Source organism: Murinocardiopsis flavida, from assembly GCF_003014485.1.
Lineage (GTDB): Bacteria > Actinomycetota > Actinomycetes > Streptosporangiales > Streptosporangiaceae > Murinocardiopsis > Murinocardiopsis flavida.
Window position 1 is genome coordinate 1 of sequence record NZ_PYGA01000041.1, and the last position, 22,409, is coordinate 22,409.

General features: G+C 70.9%; 30 protein-coding genes, 1 other RNA gene and 1 pseudogene. 6 read left to right on the plus strand and 26 right to left on the minus strand.

What is annotated here, in order from left to right:
• Positions 1-480: 480 nt before the first annotated feature.
• The 6 genes from CLV63_RS31930 to CLV63_RS31950 form a co-directional block, all read right to left on the minus strand.
• Positions 481-882: a RapZ C-terminal domain-containing protein gene (locus CLV63_RS31930; RefSeq protein ID WP_106586983.1), complete on the minus strand. Its 402-nt coding sequence runs from the start codon at positions 880-882 to the stop codon at positions 481-483.
• Between the two features lie 88 nt (positions 883-970).
• Positions 971-1,792, minus strand: a complete 822-nt coding sequence (locus CLV63_RS31935; protein ID WP_106586984.1) for a DUF4097 family beta strand repeat-containing protein — start codon at positions 1,790-1,792, stop codon at positions 971-973.
• Positions 1,793-1,897: 105 nt separating this feature from the next.
• Positions 1,898-2,371, minus strand: coding sequence for a DUF3307 domain-containing protein (locus CLV63_RS31940; RefSeq protein ID WP_106586985.1), 474 nt, complete (start codon positions 2,369-2,371; stop codon positions 1,898-1,900).
• Between the two features lie 84 nt (positions 2,372-2,455).
• The gene (locus CLV63_RS31945; RefSeq protein WP_106586986.1) at positions 2,456-2,806 is read right to left on the minus strand and encodes a hypothetical protein; all 351 of its coding nucleotides are present in this window, start codon (positions 2,804-2,806) and stop codon (positions 2,456-2,458) included.
• Positions 2,807-2,985: 179 nt separating this feature from the next.
• A complete protein-coding gene (locus CLV63_RS33885) occupies positions 2,986-3,147 on the minus strand; it encodes a hypothetical protein (protein ID WP_170134396.1) in 162 nt (53 codons plus the stop codon).
• On the minus strand, positions 3,144-3,644 hold the full coding sequence (locus tag CLV63_RS31950) for a hypothetical protein (RefSeq protein WP_106586987.1): 501 nt from the start codon (positions 3,642-3,644) through the stop codon (positions 3,144-3,146). The genes CLV63_RS33885 and CLV63_RS31950 overlap by 4 nt, the downstream gene beginning before the upstream one ends.
• 51 nt (positions 3,645-3,695) lie before the next feature.
• On the opposite strand from CLV63_RS31950, the gene CLV63_RS31955 reads away from it, so the two are divergent.
• Entirely contained in the window at positions 3,696-3,902 is a 207-nt protein-coding gene (locus tag CLV63_RS31955; protein ID WP_170134397.1) for a helix-turn-helix transcriptional regulator, read from the plus strand.
• 65 nt (positions 3,903-3,967) lie between these two features.
• Here CLV63_RS31955 and CLV63_RS31960 read toward each other — a convergent pair whose 3' ends face one another.
• The 17 genes and pseudogenes from CLV63_RS31960 to CLV63_RS32030 all read right to left on the minus strand — a co-directional run bounded on the left by CLV63_RS31960 (position 3,968) and on the right by CLV63_RS32030 (position 14,100).
• Entirely contained in the window at positions 3,968-4,492 is a 525-nt protein-coding gene (locus CLV63_RS31960) for a hypothetical protein (RefSeq protein WP_106586989.1), read from the minus strand.
• A gap of 96 nt (positions 4,493-4,588) precedes the next feature.
• Positions 4,589-4,834, minus strand: a complete 246-nt coding sequence (locus tag CLV63_RS34875) for a hypothetical protein (RefSeq protein ID WP_245929277.1) — start codon at positions 4,832-4,834, stop codon at positions 4,589-4,591.
• A gap of 53 nt (positions 4,835-4,887) precedes the next feature.
• Positions 4,888-5,181, minus strand: a pseudogene (locus CLV63_RS34880) (NUDIX domain-containing protein); the annotation flags it as partial.
• An 85-nt stretch (positions 5,182-5,266) separates the two neighbouring features.
• On the minus strand, positions 5,267-5,854 hold the full coding sequence (locus CLV63_RS31970; protein ID WP_106586990.1) for a hypothetical protein: 588 nt from the start codon (positions 5,852-5,854) through the stop codon (positions 5,267-5,269).
• A 218-nt stretch (positions 5,855-6,072) separates the two neighbouring features.
• Positions 6,073-8,304, minus strand: coding sequence for a hypothetical protein (locus tag CLV63_RS31975; RefSeq protein ID WP_106586991.1), 2,232 nt, complete (start codon positions 8,302-8,304; stop codon positions 6,073-6,075).
• 22 nt (positions 8,305-8,326) lie between these two features.
• An RNA gene (locus tag CLV63_RS31980) (hammerhead ribozyme type II) lies at positions 8,327-8,412 on the minus strand.
• Positions 8,413-8,432: 20 nt separating this feature from the next.
• Positions 8,433-8,978, minus strand: a complete 546-nt coding sequence (locus CLV63_RS31985; RefSeq protein ID WP_106586992.1) for a hypothetical protein — start codon at positions 8,976-8,978, stop codon at positions 8,433-8,435.
• A gap of 43 nt (positions 8,979-9,021) precedes the next feature.
• Positions 9,022-9,822, minus strand: coding sequence for a hypothetical protein (locus CLV63_RS31990; RefSeq protein WP_106586993.1), 801 nt, complete (start codon positions 9,820-9,822; stop codon positions 9,022-9,024).
• A gap of 13 nt (positions 9,823-9,835) precedes the next feature.
• Positions 9,836-10,267 carry a hypothetical protein gene (locus CLV63_RS31995; RefSeq protein ID WP_106586994.1) on the minus strand — a complete coding sequence of 144 codons (432 nt, stop codon included), beginning with the start codon at positions 10,265-10,267 and terminating at the stop codon, positions 9,836-9,838.
• Positions 10,268-10,304: 37 nt separating this feature from the next.
• Entirely contained in the window at positions 10,305-10,484 is a 180-nt protein-coding gene (locus CLV63_RS32000) for a hypothetical protein (RefSeq protein WP_106586995.1), read from the minus strand.
• A 342-nt stretch (positions 10,485-10,826) separates the two neighbouring features.
• Positions 10,827-11,090 (minus strand): hypothetical protein, encoded by a 264-nt coding sequence (locus tag CLV63_RS32005; protein ID WP_106586996.1) that lies wholly within the window; start codon positions 11,088-11,090, stop codon positions 10,827-10,829.
• 77 nt (positions 11,091-11,167) lie between these two features.
• On the minus strand, positions 11,168-11,359 hold the full coding sequence (locus CLV63_RS32010; RefSeq protein ID WP_106586997.1) for a hypothetical protein: 192 nt from the start codon (positions 11,357-11,359) through the stop codon (positions 11,168-11,170).
• 88 nt (positions 11,360-11,447) lie between these two features.
• Positions 11,448-12,803: a DUF2637 domain-containing protein gene (locus tag CLV63_RS32015; RefSeq protein ID WP_170134398.1), complete on the minus strand. Its 1,356-nt coding sequence runs from the start codon at positions 12,801-12,803 to the stop codon at positions 11,448-11,450.
• A gap of 5 nt (positions 12,804-12,808) precedes the next feature.
• Positions 12,809-13,024: a hypothetical protein gene (locus CLV63_RS33890; RefSeq protein ID WP_170134399.1), complete on the minus strand. Its 216-nt coding sequence runs from the start codon at positions 13,022-13,024 to the stop codon at positions 12,809-12,811.
• A complete protein-coding gene (locus CLV63_RS32020; RefSeq protein WP_146165720.1) occupies positions 13,021-13,437 on the minus strand; it encodes a hypothetical protein in 417 nt (138 codons plus the stop codon). Before CLV63_RS32020 ends, CLV63_RS33890 begins: the two co-directional genes overlap by 4 nt.
• The gene (locus tag CLV63_RS32025) at positions 13,391-13,924 is read right to left on the minus strand and encodes a hypothetical protein (protein WP_106587000.1); all 534 of its coding nucleotides are present in this window, start codon (positions 13,922-13,924) and stop codon (positions 13,391-13,393) included. The genes CLV63_RS32020 and CLV63_RS32025 overlap by 47 nt, the downstream gene beginning before the upstream one ends.
• The gene (locus CLV63_RS32030) at positions 13,921-14,100 is read right to left on the minus strand and encodes a hypothetical protein (protein WP_106587001.1); all 180 of its coding nucleotides are present in this window, start codon (positions 14,098-14,100) and stop codon (positions 13,921-13,923) included. Before CLV63_RS32030 ends, CLV63_RS32025 begins: the two co-directional genes overlap by 4 nt.
• 164 nt (positions 14,101-14,264) lie before the next feature.
• On the opposite strand from CLV63_RS32030, the gene CLV63_RS32035 reads away from it, so the two are divergent.
• Together CLV63_RS32035 and CLV63_RS32040 are read left to right on the plus strand one after the other, a co-directional pair.
• Entirely contained in the window at positions 14,265-15,056 is a 792-nt protein-coding gene (locus CLV63_RS32035) for a GntR family transcriptional regulator (protein WP_106587002.1), read from the plus strand.
• 50 nt (positions 15,057-15,106) lie between these two features.
• On the plus strand, positions 15,107-15,601 hold the full coding sequence (locus CLV63_RS32040) for a GNAT family N-acetyltransferase (protein ID WP_170134400.1): 495 nt from the start codon (positions 15,107-15,109) through the stop codon (positions 15,599-15,601).
• A gap of 86 nt (positions 15,602-15,687) precedes the next feature.
• Here CLV63_RS32040 and CLV63_RS32045 read toward each other — a convergent pair whose 3' ends face one another.
• The 3 genes from CLV63_RS32045 to CLV63_RS33360 all read right to left on the minus strand — a co-directional run bounded on the left by CLV63_RS32045 (position 15,688) and on the right by CLV63_RS33360 (position 17,588).
• Positions 15,688-16,860 carry a methyltransferase domain-containing protein gene (locus CLV63_RS32045; RefSeq protein ID WP_106587004.1) on the minus strand — a complete coding sequence of 391 codons (1,173 nt, stop codon included), beginning with the start codon at positions 16,858-16,860 and terminating at the stop codon, positions 15,688-15,690.
• Positions 16,857-16,994, minus strand: coding sequence for a hypothetical protein (locus CLV63_RS33895; RefSeq protein WP_170134269.1), 138 nt, complete (start codon positions 16,992-16,994; stop codon positions 16,857-16,859). Before CLV63_RS33895 ends, CLV63_RS32045 begins: the two co-directional genes overlap by 4 nt.
• A gap of 102 nt (positions 16,995-17,096) precedes the next feature.
• Complete coding sequence (locus CLV63_RS33360) at positions 17,097-17,588, minus strand: hypothetical protein (protein ID WP_146165721.1); 492 nt, start codon at positions 17,586-17,588, stop codon at positions 17,097-17,099.
• 1,268 nt (positions 17,589-18,856) lie between these two features.
• On the opposite strand from CLV63_RS33360, the gene CLV63_RS33900 reads away from it, so the two are divergent.
• The 3 genes from CLV63_RS33900 to CLV63_RS33905 all read left to right on the plus strand — a co-directional run bounded on the left by CLV63_RS33900 (position 18,857) and on the right by CLV63_RS33905 (position 22,314).
• On the plus strand, positions 18,857-19,000 hold the full coding sequence (locus CLV63_RS33900; protein WP_170134401.1) for a hypothetical protein: 144 nt from the start codon (positions 18,857-18,859) through the stop codon (positions 18,998-19,000).
• A 750-nt stretch (positions 19,001-19,750) separates the two neighbouring features.
• On the plus strand, positions 19,751-21,865 hold the full coding sequence (locus tag CLV63_RS32050) for an ATP-binding cassette domain-containing protein (RefSeq protein ID WP_211301582.1): 2,115 nt from the start codon (positions 19,751-19,753) through the stop codon (positions 21,863-21,865).
• A 296-nt stretch (positions 21,866-22,161) separates the two neighbouring features.
• Positions 22,162-22,314: a hypothetical protein gene (locus tag CLV63_RS33905; protein ID WP_170134402.1), complete on the plus strand. Its 153-nt coding sequence runs from the start codon at positions 22,162-22,164 to the stop codon at positions 22,312-22,314.
• Positions 22,315-22,409 lie beyond the last annotated feature (95 nt).

Consider the following 22,409-nt stretch of genomic DNA (forward strand, 5'->3'; position numbering starts at 1 on the left):
CGGCCGCGGCCGCCGTTGGTGGTCTTGGTGACCTGGGCGGTGGCCCACCGCAGCGAGGGGCCGATCTCGTCGACCTCCAGGTCGATGACGGTGCGGAGCCGGCCACTCGGTCGCGGCGGGCCCCGCACCCCGGGGGTTGGGGTCAGTGCTGGTGGGCGCTCCATTCGGCGGGGTCGCTGGTGCGGTACCAGCGCTTGCACGTGGGGCACTTCTCGGTCGCGGTCACGGCCGCGCGCATACGGCGGATCAGGGCGGGCATACTGGGTTTCGCCTCATTCCTTTGGGGTGTGCGGGGCCTCACCGGTTGGCTTGCCGGCGTTCTGGTGGGGTCTCGCTGTGTGTGCGGCTACTTGTCTTTGTCCAGCTCGCGGCGGAGCTGGCGGTCCCACTCATCACGGACCGACTGCGGTTCCTGGTCCTGCTCGGGTTCGGCCACGGCGTCATCCCTCCTTCCTGCTGCTCGGTCACGGGTGGCGGGGGTCAGGTGGCAACGACGGGCCGGTCGACATCGCGATGCACGACCTCGGTAGGGGTGCCGGTGGTGCGCAGCGCGTCGGCGAGGGCTTCGGCCAGGGCGACGCTGCGGTGGCGGCCGCCGGCGCATCCGATCGCGACGTCGACCCGGCGCCACCGCTCCGCGGGGAGGTCGGTGAGCAGGCCGTTCACCCAGGCGGCGGTGCGCACGACCAGCCCGGTGGCGCCGGGGGTGGCCATCACGTGGGCGGCCACCTCGGAGTCGAGGCCGGTCATGTGGATCAGGGCGGGGTTGTTGGCGGGGTTGCGCAGGCTGTGGCGCACATCTACGACCAGGTCGGCGCTGGGGGCGGGGCCGTGGTGGTAGCCGAAGCTCGTTACTCGGCACCCGGGGCGGAATGTGCTCATAGAGGTCCTTCCTTCCGGCGGGTCCGGCCCCGGGCGGGGCCGCCCCGGACCCCAGACACCCCGCGCGGGCGGCTGGGGGCCAGGGCGGTCACACCCGGGTGTGGCGGATCGGGGCCCGCACCCGCCCCGAGACCGAGGTGGCGCGCACCCGCGGACTCGCGCCGCCGGTCGCGACGACGGTGACGTCGCCCGAGACCGCGGTCGCGGCGATGTCGGTGTCGGCGTGGGCGTTGAGGTACACGTCGCCGGAGACCGCCTCCGCAGCGAAGGAGGCACGCCCTTCGGCGTGGATGTCGCCGGAGACGGTGCGCAGCCGCGCGGAAGGCCCGGTGGCGTGGTCGATGGTGATGTCACCGGAGACCGTCTCGACATCGATCGATCCGGCCTTCGCGGCGCGCACCGACCCCGACTTCGTGCAGGCGGTGAGCGTGCGGGCGGTGTCGATGTACAGGTCGGCTGCGGTGCCCTTGTGGGTGGCCCATTCCAGGGGGTGGCCGTGAGCGCCTACGGTTCCGGCCTGCACGCGGGTGCGCAGTGCGGACCCGGCGGGCAGGACCGCGGTGGCGCGCACCGGCTCAACCTGCGGACCGGTGGCCTCGCGGCCGTCGACGAACACCCGGCCGTTGACGATCGAGATGTTCCCGGACACGTGGGCGGCCTGGATGAACGTGCCGCCGCGGGTGCGGGTGGTGCGTCCGCCGTGGCCGACGGGCTGCCCGATCAGGGCCACGCGCCACACTGCGGCCTCCATGGCGTGGGTGGCGGTGTCGATGGCGTCGGCGGGCCCGGTCAGGGACAGGGTCGCGGTGGTCGCGGCGGGGTCGACCACGACCTCCAGTTCAATCGCATCGGCCGTCAGGGCGAGGACGACGGGGCCGGGCCGGGCGGCGGTCAGAGTGCGTTCGGGCATGGCGAAGCAGCCTTTCGGCGAGAAGACATGGGGTGGGTTCGGCCGGGCGGCCGCCCCGCGCCACCACCCCGGGCGGGGGTTGGTGGCACAGGGTCGCGGCCCGGATCAGCGGCGGTCGGGTCCGGTCGCCATCACCAGCGCGGCGGCGGCCAGGCAGGCATGGTGCGCCGCCTGATCGACATGCATCGCCCCGCCGCCGTGCAGACGGAACGCCGTCGAACCGGTGGTGTCCATGAAGAGCCGGACGGGCCAGCGCCGGTCGATGACCGCGTGGGTGACCGCGGAGAAGGCGATGCCGGCCACCATTCGGGCCGGGGCCAGCCCCAGCCCGAGCGCCCGGTCGACGGTGATCAGGGCGGCGGTCTGCACCGCGTGGTAGGAGGCGACGTGGGCGGCCAGGGCCCGCCAGGACGCGCCCTCGGTGCACGCCGCGTCGGCGGCGCGGTCGGCGGCACACGGCTTGCGAGCGGACTGTCGGTCGGTCTGGGCCATGAAGTCGCCCACGTCATGGGCGGCCTTCAGCGCGGCCAGGACCGCGGCGAAGACCGCGGGACGGGTCGGCGGTCGGTTTTCGGGCATGATGAGGACACCTCTCTGGTGGTGATCAGGGGGTTGAGCGGGGCCGCCCCGCCGTGTCGGCCGGGGCGGCAGTACCACCGCACGTCAGGGGCGGTCGGGGCCGATGTTGCCCGCGTAGGAGTAGAGGGCCTCGTGGGCGTCCATGCGGGCCTGGTCGATCGCGGTCGCGCGGTAGGTGACCGGGCCGAAGCCGCGCTTGGCGGTGTGCTGGCCGTTGCGGGACCGGACCGGGGCGTCGGCGAGGGCGGCGATGCGCTCCAGTTCCGCGCGCTTGTCCGCGTCGTCGACCTCGACGCCGTAGTCGCCGATGATGGAGACGTTCATCTCGCAGTCGGCGCGCGCGGGGATCTGGGGGTGGGCTTCCAGGTAGTCGGCGAGCTCGCGCAGTCCGGCGATGACCTGGGCGCGCTGGGCGGGGGTGGCGTAGCTGAACACGGGGTCCTCCTCGGGGTTCGGGCGCGCCGGAGGAACCGGCGGCCGGTCGGCTGGTGGTGGGTGTGCGGGGTCGTGCCCGCCCCGGGCGCGATCCGGGTGCGGCCTGACCCAGTTGGGGGCAGTGGCCGGCGGGCGGGGAGTTCAGGCGGTGCTGTGGGCCGCGGCGGTGTAGTCGGCGCTCACCGCACCGGCATGGGGACGAACGTGACGGTCGTGCCGTCGTCGCGGGTGACGCGGATCGTGCGGAGCACGGTGGAGTCGGCGACCGCGGACTCGATGGCCTCGGCGATGTCCTGGTTGCCGTCCTCGGTCAGGTTGATCTCGATGCTCCAGTCGCTCATGTCAGAACCTCCTGGGTGTGGTGGGTGCGGGCGGCGGCCGCGCTGGCCCGGTGGCTTTCGGCGCGGGCGCGGGCGAGCCAGACATCGCCGGGCATGCGGCGGGTGCGCGTGGCCTGTTCGTCGGCCCGGGCGTCCTCGCGGGCGGCCGCCTGGTCGTGGGTTTCGGCGTAGGCGGGCCACTGGCCGTCGTCGGGGGTGGGGATGCGGCGGTAGCCGGTGACGGCGCGGGAGCGGCGGTGGCGGTCGATCTCGGCGTTGAGGGCGGGGATGGGGTCGGGGAGGCAGCCGAAGCCGATGTACCCGCCGCCGCGGGTGCCTCCGTAGCCGACGGTGATGGTGTGGATGCGGTGGTTCTCGCGGTCGATGACGACGGCTTCTACCTCGTAGTGGCCGAAGAGCCCGTCATCGGTCTCGTAGACCTCGATCTCGGTGAGGACGGCGTCGTCGATGTGGGTGCGGATCGCGGTGAGGATGGGCGTGCCGGTCGGAGCGGTCACCGGACCTCCAACAGGTTGTCTATGTTTCGTCTACAACGTATTTTGGTGGGCATGATCGACGACCTCATGACCGTCAAGGACGTGGCCGAACGCCTCGGGGTGAAGCCCGAGACGGTGCGCCAGTACAAGCTGCGCGGGGACCTTCCCGAGCCCGACGGGCTGGCGGGGCGCTCCCCGCTGTGGCGCGCGGCCGCGATCGAGGCATGGATCGCCTCCCGGCGCGGCCACGGCTGGCGCAAGGGCGACCAGCCGGGCTGAGACGGCCCGGTGCGGCGGGGCCTGCCCTTCGGGGGCGGGCCCCGCTTCGCTGTTCCGGGGCCCGGTCAGCCGGTGCGGGCGGCATAGACCGCGGGCAGGCGGGTGACCAGGCCGTCGGCGGCCTCGCCGCGCATGCCCACGCGGGCGTGGGTCAGGGCCGTGTGCAGGTGCGCGAGCATCAGCGCGTCGATGCCGTAGCCGGCCATGATCTGCACGACGACCCGGACCGTGGGGTCGGTGGTGCGGGTGGCGACGTGGTCGGCGATGGCCTGGTCGCCGGGCTGTGTCAGCGCGGCGGCGGTGGTCTGTGCCCGCTCGATCAGGGCGAGCAGGGTGAAGAGCCAGGCGCCGTCGGCGTGCCAGCGCCGCGCCGCCCGGGTCTCGCGGCCGCGGCCGCACACCGCACCGGCGTGGGCGCGGGCGGCGCGTTCGGTCGCGGCGAGCTGTTCGTAGGCGTCGGCGCGGGCCGCGGCATGCCCGCGCGCGCCGCCCAGGCGTTCCAGCACGGTCAGGGCCTGTTCGGCGTCGGTGCCGACGGCCTGGAAGTACGCGGCCTCGGATGGGCTGGTCAGGACGGTCGTGGTGGTCATGGTTGCTCCCCCGAGGGGTCGGCGGGTCGGACCGGGTGGTCCCTCCCCCGCCCCGCCCGCGGCCGTGGCCGGGGCGGGCGGCAGAGGCGCCGCCGGTCAGGTGCTGGGGGTCAGGGCCCCGATCTCGTCGATGTGCCAGGTCTTGCTGCGGTCGGGGTCGCCGCGGTCGAGGTAGAGGTAGCCCGGGCGGTCGGCGAGGATCCGCAGGATGCCCCGGTAGGAGCCGCTGGCCTGGGTGCTCTCCACCCAGACGGTGTGGCCTGCCATGTGCCCGTAGGTGTCCCTGGCGCGGGCCAGCGCGGCGGCGCACCCGCACCGGAACGCGGTCGGTTCCGCGGGCACAGGGGAGCGCCCTTGGTCTCGACGGGATCCGGGGCCAGCTCGCCGGTGACGGTCGCGGTGGCAAGCGTCCACCGGTGCCCCGGGATCGCCGACGGAGGCGAGGCGCACAGGTTCGGCAGCCAGAAGCCGTCGGCGACGACCTCGTGTCCGACAACGGTCAGGCCGACCTCTTCACGCACCTCGGCGACGACCGCGGCCGCAACATCGGTGTGCTCATCGTCTATGTGGCCGGCCACCGGTGCGCGGCCGACCGGGTACCAACCGCGCTCGATCATCAGCAGCGCCCCGTCGGCGCGGGTGATGACGACGCCGACCGAGGTCCCGCAGCAGGGGGTCATGGAGGGCATTGGGGCTCCTAGGTGGTGGGGTCTCCGGGCTGTCCGGGTCCTGTCGCCCGCCCGGCGTGCCGGGCGGGCGTGGGGAACGGACAGATCAGGCGCGGTAGGCGGCGGTGAGGTGATCCAAGCGGGTGCGGGCCCCGGCGCGGCCGCCGATCCGCGACAGCGGGGTGTCGGGCTTCTCGGTGATCGCGGCGACGATCAGCACCCGCCCGTCCACACCAAGCGCGTCGAGCAGCCGGGCGGCCATCACGTCGGCGGCGAGCTGCTCGACGCGGTCGGTGCGGCGCTCGGTGGCCACATCCAGGGCGGCGACCAGCACGAGGTAGGCGATAACCCAACCGCCGAGCACGGTGTAGCCGTTGAACCACGCCAGCCCCCAGGCGGTCAGGCCGAGCAGCATCGAGGCGCCGACCAGGATCTGCATGCGGCCGCGCCACTCACGGAGCTCCGACGTGGGTCCGCCGTCCACGGCGTCGGCGCGGATGAGGTGGTGGGCGGTGTCGCGGGCCGCCGCCCCGGCGGCCGCGAGCGGCGTGGCCGGGTCCAGGACGATGCGGCCCGCCGCCCGGTGGACGGTGGGGCTGTCCGGGAGGTCGGCGTCGCGCACCTGGGCGGCGGCGGGCAGTGCGGCCGCGCGCATCGCGGCGGCCAGGGGCAGGGTCTCGGTCGTGGTCGACAACGCGGTCTCCTTCTCTTCAGGGGCCGCGCCCGGGACCGGGCACGGTCATTACGCACAGTGGTCGCATCGGGGATTCGCCCGGTGCCGGGCGAATCCGCGTGGGTGGGGGTGGGCGCGTTCGCCCGGTGGCCTGCGGGCCAAAAAATCGTGACAAACCGATACAGGTCGGGCGGGCGAATGTGGATTCGCCCGCCCGTTCGCCCGGTAACCCTGTGTGTCTACAGGAGGCGCCAGGGGTCCTTGCGGGACTCGCCCGCCTTGGCGATGGCCCCGGCTTCGGCGAGGGTGCGCAGCGCCTTGTCGACGGCCTCCTTGCCGCAGCCTTCGCGCCCCGCCAGCTCCTCGCGAAGAACCTGGGTGCCCACCGGGCCGCGGGCCTGGAGAACCTCCAGCACCCCGGTCTCGGCCGGGGTCCGGGCGGCGGCCTCGGCCTCGCGGCGGTGCGCGGCCAGGTCCACCACGACCCGCTCGGGCAGAGCGGGCGGGACCGGGCGCCCGCCCTCGCGGGCATGGGCACGCGCGGCCTCGGCCGACCCCATTCCGGTCTGGGTGCGCATCCGCGCCAGGGTCTTCTCGATCTCGGCCCGGCGGCCCGCCTTGCGCCTGTCGCGGCGGGTGTAGGCCCCACGCGAGCCCTGATCCAGGGCGCCGGCCGAATCGGCGTCCAGGACGGCCGCCGAGCGGCGGGCCGCCGCCATCAGGGCGTCGCTCTCCTCTTCGGGCGCCCACGCCCCACGGAACGGCACCTCGCGACCTCCCAGCGAGAACGCGAGCCCCTTGTTGCGGGCCGCCGCCTGGGGGTCGGGCAGATCCCCGGGGTTGACGGCCAGACCCATCTCCCTCTTGAAGATCCCGGCCTGGGTGGCACTCAACTTCATGCTGATGGCGTTGGTGGCGGTCATGTTCTGGCGGATCGCGTCGTCCTGGACGAAGCCCTCCAGCCCGAACCCCTGGGAGGCGCCCACCAGGACGGCGCCCAGGGAACGGCCTTCGCGCGCGATGCGGTTGAGCCGGCCGGGACCGGCGGCCTCGATCTGGGCGGCCGCCTCGTGGAACTCGTCCACGACGACCATGACCCCGGGGAACTCCGGACTCGGGTGGAACTCACTCGTCTCGTTCAGCTCGTTGATGAGGCCGCGGATCTCCATCAGCCGGATCACGCCGTCGATCAGCGCCGAACGCGAGGCCGCGTCGGCCTCCACGACCCAGTGGGCGTGCGCGGCGATCCGCGGCGAGGGGCCCTTGCGGGGCTTGGCGTAGAGCACGACGGTCTGGCCGTGCTCGAACGCCCCCATCACCAGCGCCTCGATCAGCGTCGTCTTGCCGGAGCCGGTCTTGCCGGAGAAGAACCCGCCCCACATCGAGTCCTTGTCGTAGAGCTTCCAGACCGCTTCGCCCTGGCCGTCGATGTAGGTGCCCAGCCGCACGAACACCTCCCCGCGCTCAATGAAGAACCGGGGGCGGCCGTCGTCCAGGCACACCGGACGGGAGCTGGTGGCCTGGGAGACCACCCGCAGCCGCAGCACCGAGGCGTCGGGTTCCTCGCCGTTCTCGGGCTGGACATCCTCCACGGCCAGCGCCGACGCACTCAGTTTGAGCGCGGTGGCGATGCGGCCCATCGCCCCGAGCACCGTGGCCTTCTCCTGCGCGCCCGGCTTCAGGTGCAGCATCGCGGTCGCCCCGTAGTCGGTGCGGGTGATGCCGCTCAGCTCCGAGCCCGGCAGCACCGCGTTGGATGCGGCCACATACTTCGGCCACCGCTCGATCAGGCGGCGCTCCAACTCGGCCGGGTCGGCCGCCTCGGGTGCCGCCTCGGTGCGGATACCGCGCTTGGCCTTCGCGCGCGGGTTGAGGACCCGGGTGTGGTGGCGGTGGAACTGCCAGTACCGGGCGGACGCGGCGGCCACCGCGCCGAACCCGGCTGTCCCGGCGAGGGCGAGGGTGTCGGCATCCCAACCCACACCGAGTCCGAGGGCGTGGGCGCCGATGGCCCCGGCTGCGGCCACCGCGGCCGCGGTGCGGGTATGGGCGGGCTCGCGCTCGGCCCATGCCGCGGCGTGGGGGTGGCGCGTGCGGCCGTGCTTGGTCCGCAGCCAGGCCGGGGCCGCTGCCGCGGTGGCCGTCGACCCGGCGGCCACGACTCCCAGCGAGGTCAGCGACCCGAGGTCGTTGGCGGTGGTGATGCCCTCCTGGGCGGCGATCGCGGCCGCGGCCGGAACCGCCCAGTACCAGGGGGTGAGCACGTGCCGGTAGAGGTCGCGCAACCCGCCCCGGGGCGGGTGCGCCAGCCGCTGCCAGCCCTTGCCGATCAGGCCCTCGCTGGTCCACCGCTTGCGCTTCTTGTCGCGCTCCTCGGCGGTGCGGGCGGCCTCCAGGGTCTCCACCGCCTGGGCGAGCTGGGCAGCACTCGGCGCACGCGTGGTGGGCGCGGTCTTCGCGGTCTTCGCCATGGCGGCGTCCTTCCTGCGTGGTGGTGGCCTGCCTCGTCAGCGCCCGGGGGCCGGTCCGGACGGACGCGCCCCCGAACCTCAAGGCGAGGACGGGGGCGCGTTTCGGCTGGTAGTCGGCATGCGGGTGGTTACCCGCCGTGGAAGTACTCCTTCTTCGTCGCGGCCTCGCCCGCGCTGTCGGAGTAGGCCTGCTGGACGGCTTCGGAGCTGGTGCGCACGGCGGTCAGGGCGTCCTGGGCGGCGCCGCGCGCGGTGCGGGTGGACTCCAGACCCGCGGAGAGGGCCTGAAGGGTTTTCGGGCCGTTGCCGACCTGGGTGGCCTGGGCGATCAGCAGCTCGAAGTGCGGCATCACGGTGCTGTCGATGTGCTCGATCTCGGCCGCCATCATCGAGATGTCCTGGGAGTAGGACGGCATGTCCCCGGCCGAGCCGGTCGGGGCCGGGGCGGGCGCCTGCCCATCCTCGCCGCCGGACTCCGGCTTCGGCTCGGGTTCGGGGGTACCCGCGGTGAGCCGCACCCCCGAGGGCTCCTTGGCGGGCTCGGCCTTGTCCTCCTTCTTCGGGGGCCGCTCGTCGTCGCCGTCGATCGCGTCGATCCTCGCGTCGGCCTTCTCGAACATCGTCTCGGCCCGCTCCATGAGCCGGTCGGCCATGGACTTCTTCTCTTCGCTCATGCCTCAGGGGTCCTCTCGTCTCGTTCGTGCGTCCCGGCGGGGGTTACTGGTGCTGGTAGTAGGCGCCGTCGGCCGCCTCCGGCGAGCTGGCGCGGGCCTCGGCGACGTTGGCGTTGGCGGCCTCCAGCGCATCGGCCGTCAGCCGGGCCTTGGCGGCGGCGTCGCGGCTGGCCTGCTGGGAGGCGTCCACCGCGGCCACGGTCGCCTCCCCCAGACCCGCGGTGCGCATCCCGGCCGCCAACTGCTCCTTGCTGGTCGCCAGCCCTTCCCAGTAGGTGGCGTAATCGCGCAGCGCCGCCAGGTGGGAGGACAGCGAAGCGGAATCGGACAGGTTCAGCGCCATGGGCTGCTCCTTCTTCTCGGGTGGGGCGGCCGCGCCGCCGGTCGGCGCGGCCGGGCTCTCCGGGGCCGTCGCGGGCTCCGACGTGCCGGCGGGCGGGGTCCCCTTGGCCTCGGCCTCCTTGCGGCGGGCGTCCAGGTCGATCACCGCGCCGCCGGGCGCCCCGGCCGCAGGCGCGGCCGGGGCCGGGCTGGGACCCGACTCGGGCTCGGGGGTCTTGCGGGCCGCCCACTTCGCCTTGACCTTGTCCACGGCCGCGGCCCGCTTGGCCTGGCGGGCCTCGCGGCGCTTCTGTGCTGCGGCCATCTTCTGGGGGTAGCGCTTGGCGGCCTCGTCCCACTTGGCGTCCCAGACCGTGGCCAGGTAGCGGCTCAGCCCGCCCCGGCGGCGCGCGCCCCGGGGGTCTTTCTGGCCGACCTCCTTGTAGTGGGCGGCGGCGCGGATCGTGCCGGGCGGGTCGCGCATCACGACCCCGATGACCATGGCGATGACGATGATTTCCACAGCGGTGACCTCCTCAGATGCCGATCAGGTTGCCGAGCAGTGCCGCACCGGCCTGCGACACGGTGGTGGTGGCCTGGGTGCCGTACAGCCCGAGCGCCCCGCCGGTCGCGGTGAGCAGAGTCGGCAGGACCAGGGCGGAGGTGCGGGCGAAGCCGTCCGGCTTGCCGTCCGCGAGGTCGGCCGCCGCCCCCACCAGGAAGAACAGCGCGATCACGCCGACCGCGGCCGCCGGGGCCCCGAGGAGTCCCGCCAGCCCCGCGAGCAGGCCCCCGGCCCACTCACCGAGGAACGTCAAGCTGATCGCGGACCCCGCGATCAGGGCGAACGCGAATGTGCCCCACGCGGTGAACCTCTTGTACTTCTTGTGGCGCTTGATCGCGGCCATGAGGGCCAGTGCGCTCAGCGCGATCACGAACATGGAGGATCCGAACAGGAACGCCAACATGGCGCCCTCCTTTCTCTCAGCTGGTCAGGCGGGTTTCTCAGAACAGCAGCAGGGCGGCCGCGCCCACCAGGGCGATACTCAGCGCTTGGCGGCCCGCGGAGCGGTTGGCCTCGATGGCCAGCAGCAGCACGGCGATGAGGGCGACCGAGACCCACAGGCGGGCCTGTTCGGCGGCCCGCAGACCGCGGTGGAGGGGCAGGTGCTCCCCGGCGCGCACCCGCGCGACCTCCGCGCGCAGCGTCGGTGCGGGGGTGTCCCACAGGTCCGGGGCATGCAGCCACGGCCGCCGCGCCTCCGGCAGGGCCTCGGCGCCGTCGGGGGCCGCGCCGGTCTGCGCGGCCGGCCCGGACTCCGGGGGATCGGGTCGGGCACCGGCCGCAGTACCGCGCCGCGCTGGGCCGGTGCCGGGGCCGTGGTCTCCGTGGTCTCCGTGGCCGGGGGCTCACGGTCAGGCAGGGCACCCATGCGCCCCTCCAATCGCAGATCAGGTGATGGTGGGCCGGTCGGCCCCGGCACCGCCCCGCGAACGTGCGGGGCGGCACCGCCGACGACCGGCGGGTCACTCGGGGCGGCCCGGGGGCCGCCATTCCTGCCCGGCCGCCAGGCGCGGGGCGTAGCGGCGGGCCGGGTCGGGATCAGGGCGGGTGTGGCGCCACGCCAGCGCGACCGTCGCCGCGATCAGCAGCACCGGCGCGACCGCGGCCAGGACCAGCAGGACCGCCGGGCTCGCAAACGCCAGCGCCGCCCCCACCGGCACCAGCGCCCCGGTGCCGGCCAGCGTCAGAACCAGATCCATTGCGCGGGCCTGGGTCGACATGCGCATGGGGGCCTCCAATGTGTGCGTGTACGGGCCGGTCGGCCCCGGCACCGCCCCGAAGGACGGCACCGCCGTCGACCGGATTACGCGGGCAGCACCCGCAGACGCGTGCCGGCCCGGGACCAAAACCCCACCGGCACCGTGCCCTTGTCACCGGTGAGCTCGACGGTGATCCGAACCCCGCCGTTGTGCGGACGCACGCCGAGTACCCGCACCGACTTCCCTTCGACCTCGATGTACTGGCCCGCGCGCACCTGATCTGCCGTGGTCTTCATCGCTGTCACGTCCTTTCCTGCGGTGGGCCGGTCGGCCCCGGCACCGCCCCGCAGGGCGGCACCGCCGTCGACCGGACGGAGGGGACGTTCAGCGGGACTCCGGTGTCCCCCCGGGTGTCCCTTCGCGGATCTGCTTGCGCAGCCGGTCGGCGTGGGACTTGGAGCAGCCCAACCGATCGGCGAGCTTGCGCACGCTCAGCCGCGGCGCGGCGGCCAGTTCGGCGCGGGCGCGTCCCAACAGGGGCTCACTGACGTCCTCAGATGTCCCGGACTCCGGGGTTGCGTGTCCTTCACCCTGGCCACCGGGTGTCCCCTCGCCCGGGATGCCGTCCCCCGCCGCACCGGCGCCGGGGTCCTCTCCAGGCGTGGACGGGCCGGGCGGATCGAGCAGGGCGAGCCCGCCGCCCTGCGACGGGACACCCTCGGGACGGGTGTCCCCCGGGGTGTCCCCTCGGGTGCGCAGGAAGTCCTCGACCGCGTCGGCGAACGGCGACGGCGACCCGTCTTCCGGGTCCGCCGCGGCCGGGCCCTCCGGGTGCGCAAGGCCGGTGGGGGACACCGGTGCGCGGCCGTCCCGCGCGGCGGGCACCTGCTCGGCCTCGGCCTGGTCCCGGGTCTTGGGGACATTCGGGGTGAGCGCGTCCACGAGCTCGAAGGCCATCGCGAGGTCGTAGCCGTTGTTCAACATCCACAGCACGTTGCGCGGGGTCTTGGACCGCCACGCCCGGCCGTACTGCTGACGCAGCACCGCGATCGCGAGCTGGCGGGCCTTCTCCAGCCGCAGCGCCTCCTCATAGGAGGTGATCCCCCAGCCGAGCATGAGGCGGGCGACCTTGAGCGTGGACACCGGGTGGGCCAGCATCCGGCCCGCGGGGATCCGCTCGGGCAGGTCGCCGTGGACCATTCCGGCCACGTGGCGGATCCACGCGGCGACCGCCTCGGAGATCAGGATGATGACCAGCGGCGGCCCGGCGTGCCCGAGGTAGTCCCCCGCACCGGCGCCGTGGGCGGTCTGGGAGATGTTGAGGACGATGGTGACCGCCGAGAGCAGGTAGGCGCTGTAGCGGGCGAGCGGGTGGCGCCGCCCCTGCCACTCCATGACCAGGTCCAGCGCGAGGAAGAACACGATGACGGCGTCGATGCCGATCGGGAACATCCACCGCAGGTCCCCGAAGGGGGTGTGCTCCAGCCAGGTCGCGGCCTCGTACAGGGCTGCGTAGGACATGGCGAAGGCCAGCGTGATCAGTGCCAGGGCCGCGGTGAGCACCGCAGCGGTGATCACGACGTGGGCGCCGGTGAGCATGGTGCGGTCGGCGACCAGGCGGGCGATGCGCGTCTTGAGCCAGCGCTGCCCGAGGTAGGCGGCGACCAGGGCCAGCGCGGCGATCAGCCACCACGGCGGATCGGCCAGCACACCGACCGCGGTGGTCAGAGTGGTGATCATCAGGGTCACCTCCGGGTGATCTGGTGGTAGGGGCCGATCAGGATGCGGTGGGTGCGCCCGTCGGTCCCGGCGATGACCAGGCGGCCCTGGCCGGAGGACACGACCCGGCCGGTCGCGACCAGTTCGCGGGCGCCGGTGGGGCGGTGGTTCTGGTGGATGCGGCGGTAGACGCTCACCGAGCGGCGTCCGCGCAGGACATCGGCCAAGGCGGTCAGGGTCATGCGGTCCTCCTCGCCTTCGCGCGAATCCGGGCCTGCTCCACGACCAAGCGCGCTTCATCGCTGGTAAGGCCGTGGCGCAACCGCAGCAGCACGGTGGCCTGCGCCTCGGTCAGGTGGTGGGAGTCGTCCACAGAGATCCCGGGGACATTCGGGTGAGTGATCTTGACCGTGGGGAACCTGAAGCACTCCAGAGGCAGGGCCGCAATCGTGCTAGCCATGGCGGTGAAGTGGGCGGCCAGGGCAGCCGATCCGGTATCGGTGGACAGGCGGGCGGCGTCCTCCAGGGCGTAGCCGGCCGCGCGGGCGCGGCGCATCCGGCGGTGCTGCTGTTCCTGCCGGGTCGCAGCGGCCCGCAGTCCGGTGGGCTCAGGCGGCTGAGGGTTCGAGGGGTTCGAGCGCGGGCGCAACTTCACGGTGACTCCTCACACACGGGCTGATGGGGGTGGCGTCCAGACCGGCTACTGCGGACCGGGAAAGGTGCGAGCGCATCCGCCGGGCCAGGCGGGTGGCCTTAGCCGGGTCGCGGTATGCGATCTCGACGAGGTCGGAGGCGACGTCGTCGGTCTCCTCGGGCACTTCGTCGTCGGAATCCGCGTCCTCGGCGGGGGCGTGCCAGTTGGCCGGGTCCTCGCTGGTGTAGATGCGGACCTGCGGATCGTGGACGGCCCGGTCGTTGACGGGGCCGGTGCGCGGGTCGTGGCCCGGCTCGCCGGTGCCGGCGAACAGCAGCTCCGGGTCGACACCGGCGGCGGTGGCGATCGCGGCCATGGCGGCCCGGTCCTGCGCGGTGGCGGTGCCGTAGAGCACGCGCTTGAGCCACTCCGACTGGAGCTGCTCCAGCTTGCGCTGGCGCCACTGCGCAGCCAGGTCCGGGCGCATCGGCGCGATCGCGGTGCTCATGCCGCCAGCACCCCCGCGTCCTCGAAGGCGGGCAGCGGCACGTCGACCACCACGGCGAACCGGTCCTCGAAGACGCCGTCGAACAGCTCTTCGGCGAAGTCTGGATCGATGTAGTCACCGAACTCCGGATCAGCCGCGATGTCGCGGGCGGCTTGCCTGCGGGCCAGGTCCTCCATGAAGCACTCCCAAGAACTCACCGGACTAACGAGTACGGCATGAGCGTTGTGTACGTGGTGTTCGCTAAGTACGTACACAACATACACACGGCTAGTGAGATTCTGCAAGGGTTGTTGTGCGCTATGTACGTACAACCGCTACGATCGGGAGAAAGGCCCAGCTCATGAGCGAGATGAGAGAAGACGACGTGACCGCCAACAGCGCTAGCGGGCGCCCACTCTTCGAGCAGGTGGCGGACGAGCTCCGCACTCAGATCGATGACGGCGTCTACCCCGGAGGCGAGGCACTGCCGACCGAGGCAGAACTCGTTGGGAAGTTCGGAGTGAGCCGACAGACAGTGCGCAAGGCGCTCGAACGGCTCGGGCACGAAGGGCTGGTCACGAGCGGTCGAGGTCGTGGACGGATCGTGCGGGAGTATCAGCCGCTGTCATGGCACCTGACGCACTTTGAGAACGAAGCACGGCGTGCGGACACAGCCGAGGGAACCGACGCCTGGTCCGCACAGGTTCAGTCTCAAGGGCGCGAGCCTCGTGAACAGGTGGCCGTCTCCATAATCCAGCCACCAAAGGAGATCAGTGACCGTTTGCAGTTGGATCCCGAGGTGTACGTCGTCTTGCGCCAAAGGCAGCGTTTGGCGGATGGCGTTCTATATCAACTGTCAAGCAGTTACTTCCCGCAAGACATCGTTGAAGGAACGCAACTGATGGCACCAATGAGCGTTTCTGCACCAGGAGGTGTTCTTGCCGCGTCGGGACACCGACAGCTCCGCTATATCGATGAAATCCGGTGCCGGATGCCAGACCCTGACGAAGCACGCGCATTCGGAATTCCAGGTGGAACGCCTGTATTTCGTCACATGCGCACAGGCTACGGAGAAGAAGGGCGCCCGCTCCGAGTAATGGTCACCGTGACGCCGGGCGACCGCCATGTACTCATCTATGAAGTGAATGCATAATGAAGATATATTCCGCTCGAATAGCCAACCCATCCGACCGCGCGGCTGTCATGAAGCTACGCAAGGAGGCCGAAGGGTGGTTGCACGACCGGGGAGTCCGGCAGTGGCTGCCAGAGTGGAGCGACCGTTCCTATGAACTTATCGAGCGGAATATATACGATGGCAAGACGTGGGTCGTGTCCGACGATGAGTCAGTCGTCGCCACCGTAACATTGAACGGTCCCGATTTGGATTTCTGGAATGAATCAGATCAACTAGATGAGGCGATCTATTTTTATAAACTCATCGTCCGACGGGACCACGGAGGCACAGGACTCGGTGTCGCAATAATTGACTGGGTCAGCTTGAGGGCAGAACGTCAAGGGAAGAAGTGGGTTCGACTCGACTGCTGGCGGGATAATGTGCGGTTGCAGGAGTATTACCAACAGCGAGGATTTACCCACGTTCGCACCGAACATCGAGCGCATCGAGAATCGGGAGCACTCTTTCAACGACCTGCAGGAAAAATAGAAGACAAGAACGAAGTGCTCGTCGTTTCGAAATAGATGACGGCACTTCCGGGAGATGAAACCACGAAGCCGTTACGAGTATGAGTTCCGCAACGGCTTCGTGGTTTCATTATTTCGTTAGTTCACTTCACCTGGACATGTGCATTTGGGGCGTCAACCCAAAGATCCGGACTGCCATCGGGAGCGACTGTCAGTCCGAGCCGGTCCCTGCCTGGGCTGTCGGCAGCGACCCACACGCGGCGCGCTTCGGCAATCTCTGCCCACAGGTCCCTTCGCCCGCACCGGCGCACCTCGTAGGGGCCGCCGGCCGGGGTGTACTCACCCAAGGCCCAGGACCCGGCCCGGTCGTACACGTAGACCGTGGCCTCCCCCGCGGCCGTCGGGTCCTCCTCATCAGCATCGAAGGAGGCGTAGGCCAGGTCGGGCACCAGGTGACCAAGCACTACCCCCCACCCGGGGTGGCGGTCGGCGACGACCCTGGGGTTGACGCCGGTCTCGCCGTCGACGGCCGCCGGGTCGTCTTCGGTGACGAAGGTATGCCATGGGGCGACCGGGCGGCGTTGGTCGCGCAGCCACATGAACGCCGCGTCCCCGAGCAGCCTTCCCTGGGCGGAGCCGTCTTCACCGACGGTGAGGCGCACCAGGCAGGCGGAGGTGAAGCCGGGCCCCCAGGGGGTGACCACCGTGCCGCCGGGCCGCACTTGGCTCAGCCAGGCCGGGGGGATGCGGCGGGCCGCGACCGTGGACAGCACCCGGTCGAAGGTCCCTTCGTCGGCGGGGAGGGTGCCGTCGCCGGTGATCAGCGTCGGCTTGTAGCCCAGGGCGTGCAGGTTCCGGCGCGCCTGGTCGGCCACGGCGGCATCGACCTCGACGGAGACCACGTTGGCGTCGCCGAACCGCTCGCACAGCAGGGCGGTGTTGTAGCCGGTGCCCGTGCCGATCTCCAGGATCCGGTCGCCCTCGTCGGCGTCGAGTGCTTCGAGCATGGCCACGACCAGGCCGGGTTGGCTGATGCTGCTGGTGGGCACGAGCCCGAGTCCGCCGGGGCCGGCCGGGGTGCCGTCGTCGACCTGGGTCACCAAGGCGACGTCCTGGTGGATCCACCGCTGAAACTCGGGCGTGTCGCGGGTGTAGGGCTGTTCGTGGCCGGGCTGGTCTTTGGAGGGTGCCCAGACGGTCTCGGGCACGAACGCCTCGCGCGGGACGGCGAGCAGGGCGCGGTGCCAGGCGGGGTCCTGGACGGCGCCACGCGCGGTGAGCTCGCGGGCGATACGCGCCCCGGGGTGCTCGCTCATTCGGGCCTCTGGCCGTCGCCACCCTGGTCGGGCATGGGTTCACCGGAGCCGTGGCCGGAGCCGGGCTGCTGTCCGTCGCGGTCGCTGCCGGGGTTGGTGTCGGTGGGCTTGTCCTGATCGCCGTGGCGCCCCATGGGACCTCCTTGCCGGGGTATTCCACGACGGTAACCCGGCCTGTGCTGCATGTCAGGGCCTGTGGCCACGGTGATCGGAGACATGGGTGCACGGGGTGGGTGTTAGCGGTCTGTCCGTGAACTGTCACCGCCGTGTTGACGGCGTGAGGTCAGGGTATAGACGCGGCTTCGACTTTGGTCGCGGCTTCTGCCGAAGGTGACATCGATCCCGGCCCTTTTCAGTTCGGGCGCCCCTTCCTTGAGGAACCTAGAGGCGCGGGTCGCGTCAGCCGGCCACCGCTCGGGAACCGGAGACGGAGCCGGGATTCGTTCCAACAGGTCGGACAACGTTCCAGTCCAACTCTCCCGCGTCTGAACGAAGGAGATGACTGCTTCTGTGAACGGCTTTGTTGGTGGCGCGGTGCGGTGCCATTCACTGTCTTCAGCGCTTTCCAGCATGGACCGCAAACGCGGCTCGTCGCTTTCGATGACGAGGCGTACCAGGGCTTGGTGGACGACATCTGAAACGCTCTGTCCGCGGTCGCGAGCGATGCGGTGCAGGTGAGGGAACAGCCAAGCTTTGACCGTGAACTGAGATCCATCGGGAATCCTCATGTGAACTGCGTACCACATGGCGAGTGTCCCATACAGCGTTCACGTCGCCATGCACCTTGACCTGCAACAATGCAAGAAACAGGTTGTACTTCGACTGACCACTGGAAACGCTTTGAAACGCTCGGGGAAATCGCCAGCGGTACATACGTTTGCGCACGTCATCGGGTGTTCCGAGGGAGGCGTGAACGCTATGGACACTGATACCTCTTTATCCTCTAAAAGGGTCTCCCCCTATGGCTAGCAAGGCCGTTCGCGAAGAAGCGCTGAGCGACACGGACAGGGGGTCCGATGGGGGGTCCGTTGCCCGGTCCGTTCGGGGGTCCGTTGGGGGGTCCGCCTAGAACGGACCCCCCAACGACCGCTTACACCGCAGGCCACCCCCGGTGACAACGGGCGCGCGCCACCCCCGACTCGCCACGAAAGTGGCAGGTGAAACCGAATGACCGCGCGGCGGGACCGAACTACCGCCTCCAAACGCCGACGGGCCGCGCACCATACGGTGCGCGGCCCGTCGGTTCTCGATGACCTGTTCCTCAACCCGCTTCATGAACTCCCTTCCAAAGCATCCCGAGCACCGGCGGGTGTGTGGGGTCACCCGGCCGGCTGCGGGCTACCGGAGACCAACCCACGGCCTCAGTGATGCGCCGGATTGGTGAATGCGTGGCGAACCTTCCTGACCATGCTGAACCCCTGCCGTGTTGTTGCTGGTCAAACGGCCCTCTGGCCGTGTTGGTTACGGTGACTCATAATCCTTGGGTCGCGGGTTCGAGCCCCGCCCGGCCTACACTCGCCCAGCACGCGAAAAGCCCCGGTGACCTCGCCAAACGAGGTCACCGGGGCTTCGTCGTGAGTCCGGCTGATTATGGCTGCGGGCAGTGGATTGCGGTTTGCTGCGTCGAATACGCGTCGAAGTTTCGCTGGGCCCGGCGCGCGGTGGCGCAGGAAACCGTCGATGGCGCCACGCGGGTTCAGAGGATGGCTGCCGACCTCGAGCTCGATGTCGAAGAGGACTGCCGAGTCAGGTCCGGAGTAGATCAGTGCGCCCGTTCGCGGAGCGGAAGCCGCAGATCCGGACGGCGACCGTTGGCCGCGGACGAAGCATGCCGACGACGCAACCCTGGCGATCGGCACTTTCGATAAGTGACTTATCTCAGGTTCCACGACCATGCAAAGCCGAAAACCGACAGGAGAAGGATAGGTGCAGAAATAACGCAAGCGGCCTGTTGCGTGGCTGCTGGATCGAAGAACATAAGTGGCAGAATCTGCGCATGCTTGTCAATTACCATCACTGGCGCGACCTGCTAGCCACCTGGTGGACAAGTTGGAAGAACGCCTTGCCTGCACTGGCGAATCTCGCGACTGTCGTGTCTGGTTTCGCCGCCGTATTGGTCTTCTTCGTGGCTCAAGCATAGGAACCGCCTGAAAGCGGCATTGCAGGATGATTCGGCGATAGCCACCAGCTGCTCGGGCACGAACGCCTCGCGCGGGACGGCGAGCAGGGCGCGGTGCCAGGCGGGATCCTGGACGGCGCCGCGCGCGGTTAGCTCGCGGGCGATGCGCGCCCCGGGGTGCTCGCTCATTCGGGCCTCTGCCCGTCGCCGCCCTGATCGGGCATTGGTTCGCCGGAGCCGTGACCGGATCCGGGCTGCCGACCGTCGCGGTCGCTGCCGGGGTTGGTGTCGGTGGGCTTGTCCTGATCGCCGTGCCGCCCACGGGGACCTCCTTGCCGGGAGTACCCCACGACGGCAACCCGGCCTGCACCGCATGGCAGGGCCCGTGGCCACACCGGGCGGGCCGTTGACACTTGGGCGGGTGTCGACGGTCTGCCAAGAGTCGGACTGGCGGCCCCGTTGCGGTGTGCTCCCGGTGCGTGAGTACGGTGATTCCCGCCCAGGAGGCCCCGCGGCGTTCGGGCGCCTTCCCGGGCCGCTGGGTTCCGACACGGGCCGAAGCGTGGGCTTTTGGGGGCCGTTGTGCTTCAAGTGTCCGCGGCAGGAGTCCACGTCGCCCACGAACTCCCGGCCATGACGCCCCCTGACAAGCCCGACTGGAGACCCTGTGACCCCAAGTCACGCATCGGCGAGCGGCCTTACCGTACGTGAACGACTCCGGGTGGCCGCAGCCCTACGTTGCGCGGCACACCAGGACTCCAGGAGGTCGAGATGAGGCGGCCTGCCGACACAGGCACTCCCGAGCCGGCCCCCGTCTCGATCGACGAGCCTGGCCGGGAGAGGAAAGGGGAGCCACGCGAGGGCTCGGAACCGACGGCTGCGGACGCGACGACCGCGGACCCGACGACTGCCGACACGACGGCCACGGACACAACGACTGCGGAACCGACGACGGCTTCCGACGCGACGGCTTCCGACGGTGTCTCAGCAGCGGAGCGGGAGCTGTTCGGCGGGCGCCTGCGCTGGGACGACGCGTTCGTCGAGCACGAGGGCGCGGGGGCGCGCCTGCGCTTCGGGCACATGGCCGCCGCGCTGCCGCGGATGGCGGGTGTGGTCCTGCGGGCCGGCTGGGACTCCGACCCGCGCGCGATGGCGGGTCTGGTGGTGGCGCAGATCGGCCAGGGCTTGACGGCCGCGTTCGTACTCGTGGCTGTCAACGGTGTGCTCAGCAGTCTGTTCGCGAACGGGCCGACGGGCGACAAGCTCCAGCAGTCGCTTCCGGCGCTCGCACTGCTGGTCCTCGTCTCCGTGGGCACGGCGCTGCTGACGGCCTGGTCGACAGCGATGTCCGGTCGGCTGGAGCCTCAGGTCGAGCGGGCCGTCTCCCTCCGGTACTACCGGGCGGTCACCGAGGTGGAGGTCGCGGCGACAGAGAAGCCGGAGATCCAACGCCACCTGGAGGCGGGCAAGTTCGGCACGGACTCGGCACGGCGCATGCTCAGCCTGTCCGTAGGGGTCGCGAACGTCGTGATCGGCATGGTGGCCGCCGCCGTGGTGCTGGCCTCGCTGCACTGGGCGCTGCTGCCGATGCTGCTGGCCATCGCGCTGCCCAAGGCATGGGGAGCGGTGCAATCGGCGCGCCGGGAGTTCATCTCACGGCGGCACTGGGTGGATCACCGCCGGGCCGTCGCCACCCTGCTCCAGTACCTGACGATGCCGCACGCCGCCGGGGAGATCCGGGCGCACTCGGCGGGCTCGATGCTGCTGCGCGGGTACGAGGAGATGTCCGGGCTGATGGAAACCGAGCAGCGGCGCCTGGCCCGTGCCCAGGCCCAGACGGACCTGGTCGCCGGGGCGTTCTCCGGCCTGGTGTCCCTGGGCTGCTACGGCGTGCTGTGGTGGCTGCTGACCAGCGGTGGCCTCCCGATAGCGGTGGGCGGCACCGCTGTCGTCGCCATCCGCACCTCCACCGCGCGGCTCACCTCGCTGGTGCAGCAGGTCAACCGCATGTACGAGGAGATGCTGCTCCTCGGTGACACCCAGGAGGCCATCCGGCTGGCGTCCCGACACGCCATCCCCCGTACCGGCAAGCAGCTGCCCTCGCCGGTACGGGAGATCCAGGTACGGGATGTCTCCTTCACCTACCCCGCCGCCACGGTGCCCTCGCTGCACAGGGTGGACATGTCCGTACGGCGGGGCGAGGTGACCGCGCTCGTGGGGGCGAACGGCTCCGGCAAGTCCACACTGGCCAAGATTCTGGGCGGGCTGTTGCTGCCCGACAGCGGCGACGTGTGGTGGGTGGGCCCAGGAGGAGAGCGGGTGGAGGTACGCGACGCCGCCCGCGCCGACGTCTTCCGTTCCGTCGGGATGCTGACGCAGGACTTCCCCAACTGGCAGATGACGGCCGCCGCGAACATCGCCGTCGGCGCCGGGGACCGACCCCGGGACTCGGCCCGTGTCAAGGAGGCGGCGCGCGACGCCGACGTGGCGGAACTGATCGAGGGCCTGCCGCACGGCTGGGATTCCATCGTCTGCAAGGGGTACGAACGCGGCGTCCAGCTCTCGGGCGGGCAGTGGCAGAAGCTGGGCACGGCGCGCAGTCTCTACCGGGGCGCGCCGTTCCTCCTGGTCGACGAGCCGACCTCGGCGCTCGATCCGCACGCCGAGATCGAGGCGTTCGACCGCCTGCGGACCCTGGCAGACAGCGGCGTCGCGGTCGTGCTGGTCACCCACCGGCTCGCCGCGACCGCCTCCGCCGACCACATCTACGTCCTCGACCGCGGGCACATCGCCGAACACGGCACCCACGCGGGGCTCATGAGCCGGGACGACGGGCTGTACCGGGGCATGTTCGACGCGCAGGCGGCGCAGTACGGGCTTGCCTGACCCCGGCGGCGAACACCCCTGTGGCCCGCGACGGGGCCGCTGCTCAGCATGCGTGTCGACACGCGTATCGACACGCCCGTCTTTACCCGCATTTCGGTGCGCCGACCCCTCTCACTCCGGAAAATTCCGCTGCGCGCCATGGCGTTCCCCGCTGCTCCAGTTGCTCAAGTTTCCGCGTGTGACGCATGTGTTGACGTTTTTCATGGCGCTCGGCTACCTTCCATGAAGCTCCGGGAAATCGGGCATTCAGCCGATTACTCAGAGTTCCGAACAGGCCCCTTATCGGAGGGAACAAGATGAGCGAAGACCTGCTGGAAGACGAATTCTCGCTGGACCTGCGTGTCGGTCACGCGGCGGTTTCGACCAGTTCCGCCGCTGTCACGAACAACGGCGGTTGCGAGACGTCGCGTACGTCGCTCTGCACCGACACACTCAGCGGCTGCTGCTGACAGTCACACCTGGTGTGAGCACATCCAGGGCGAGCCGCGCGGAGGGCCCCGGGGTCCGTGTACAGGGATTCCCCGAGCCCTCCGTACGGTCGTTT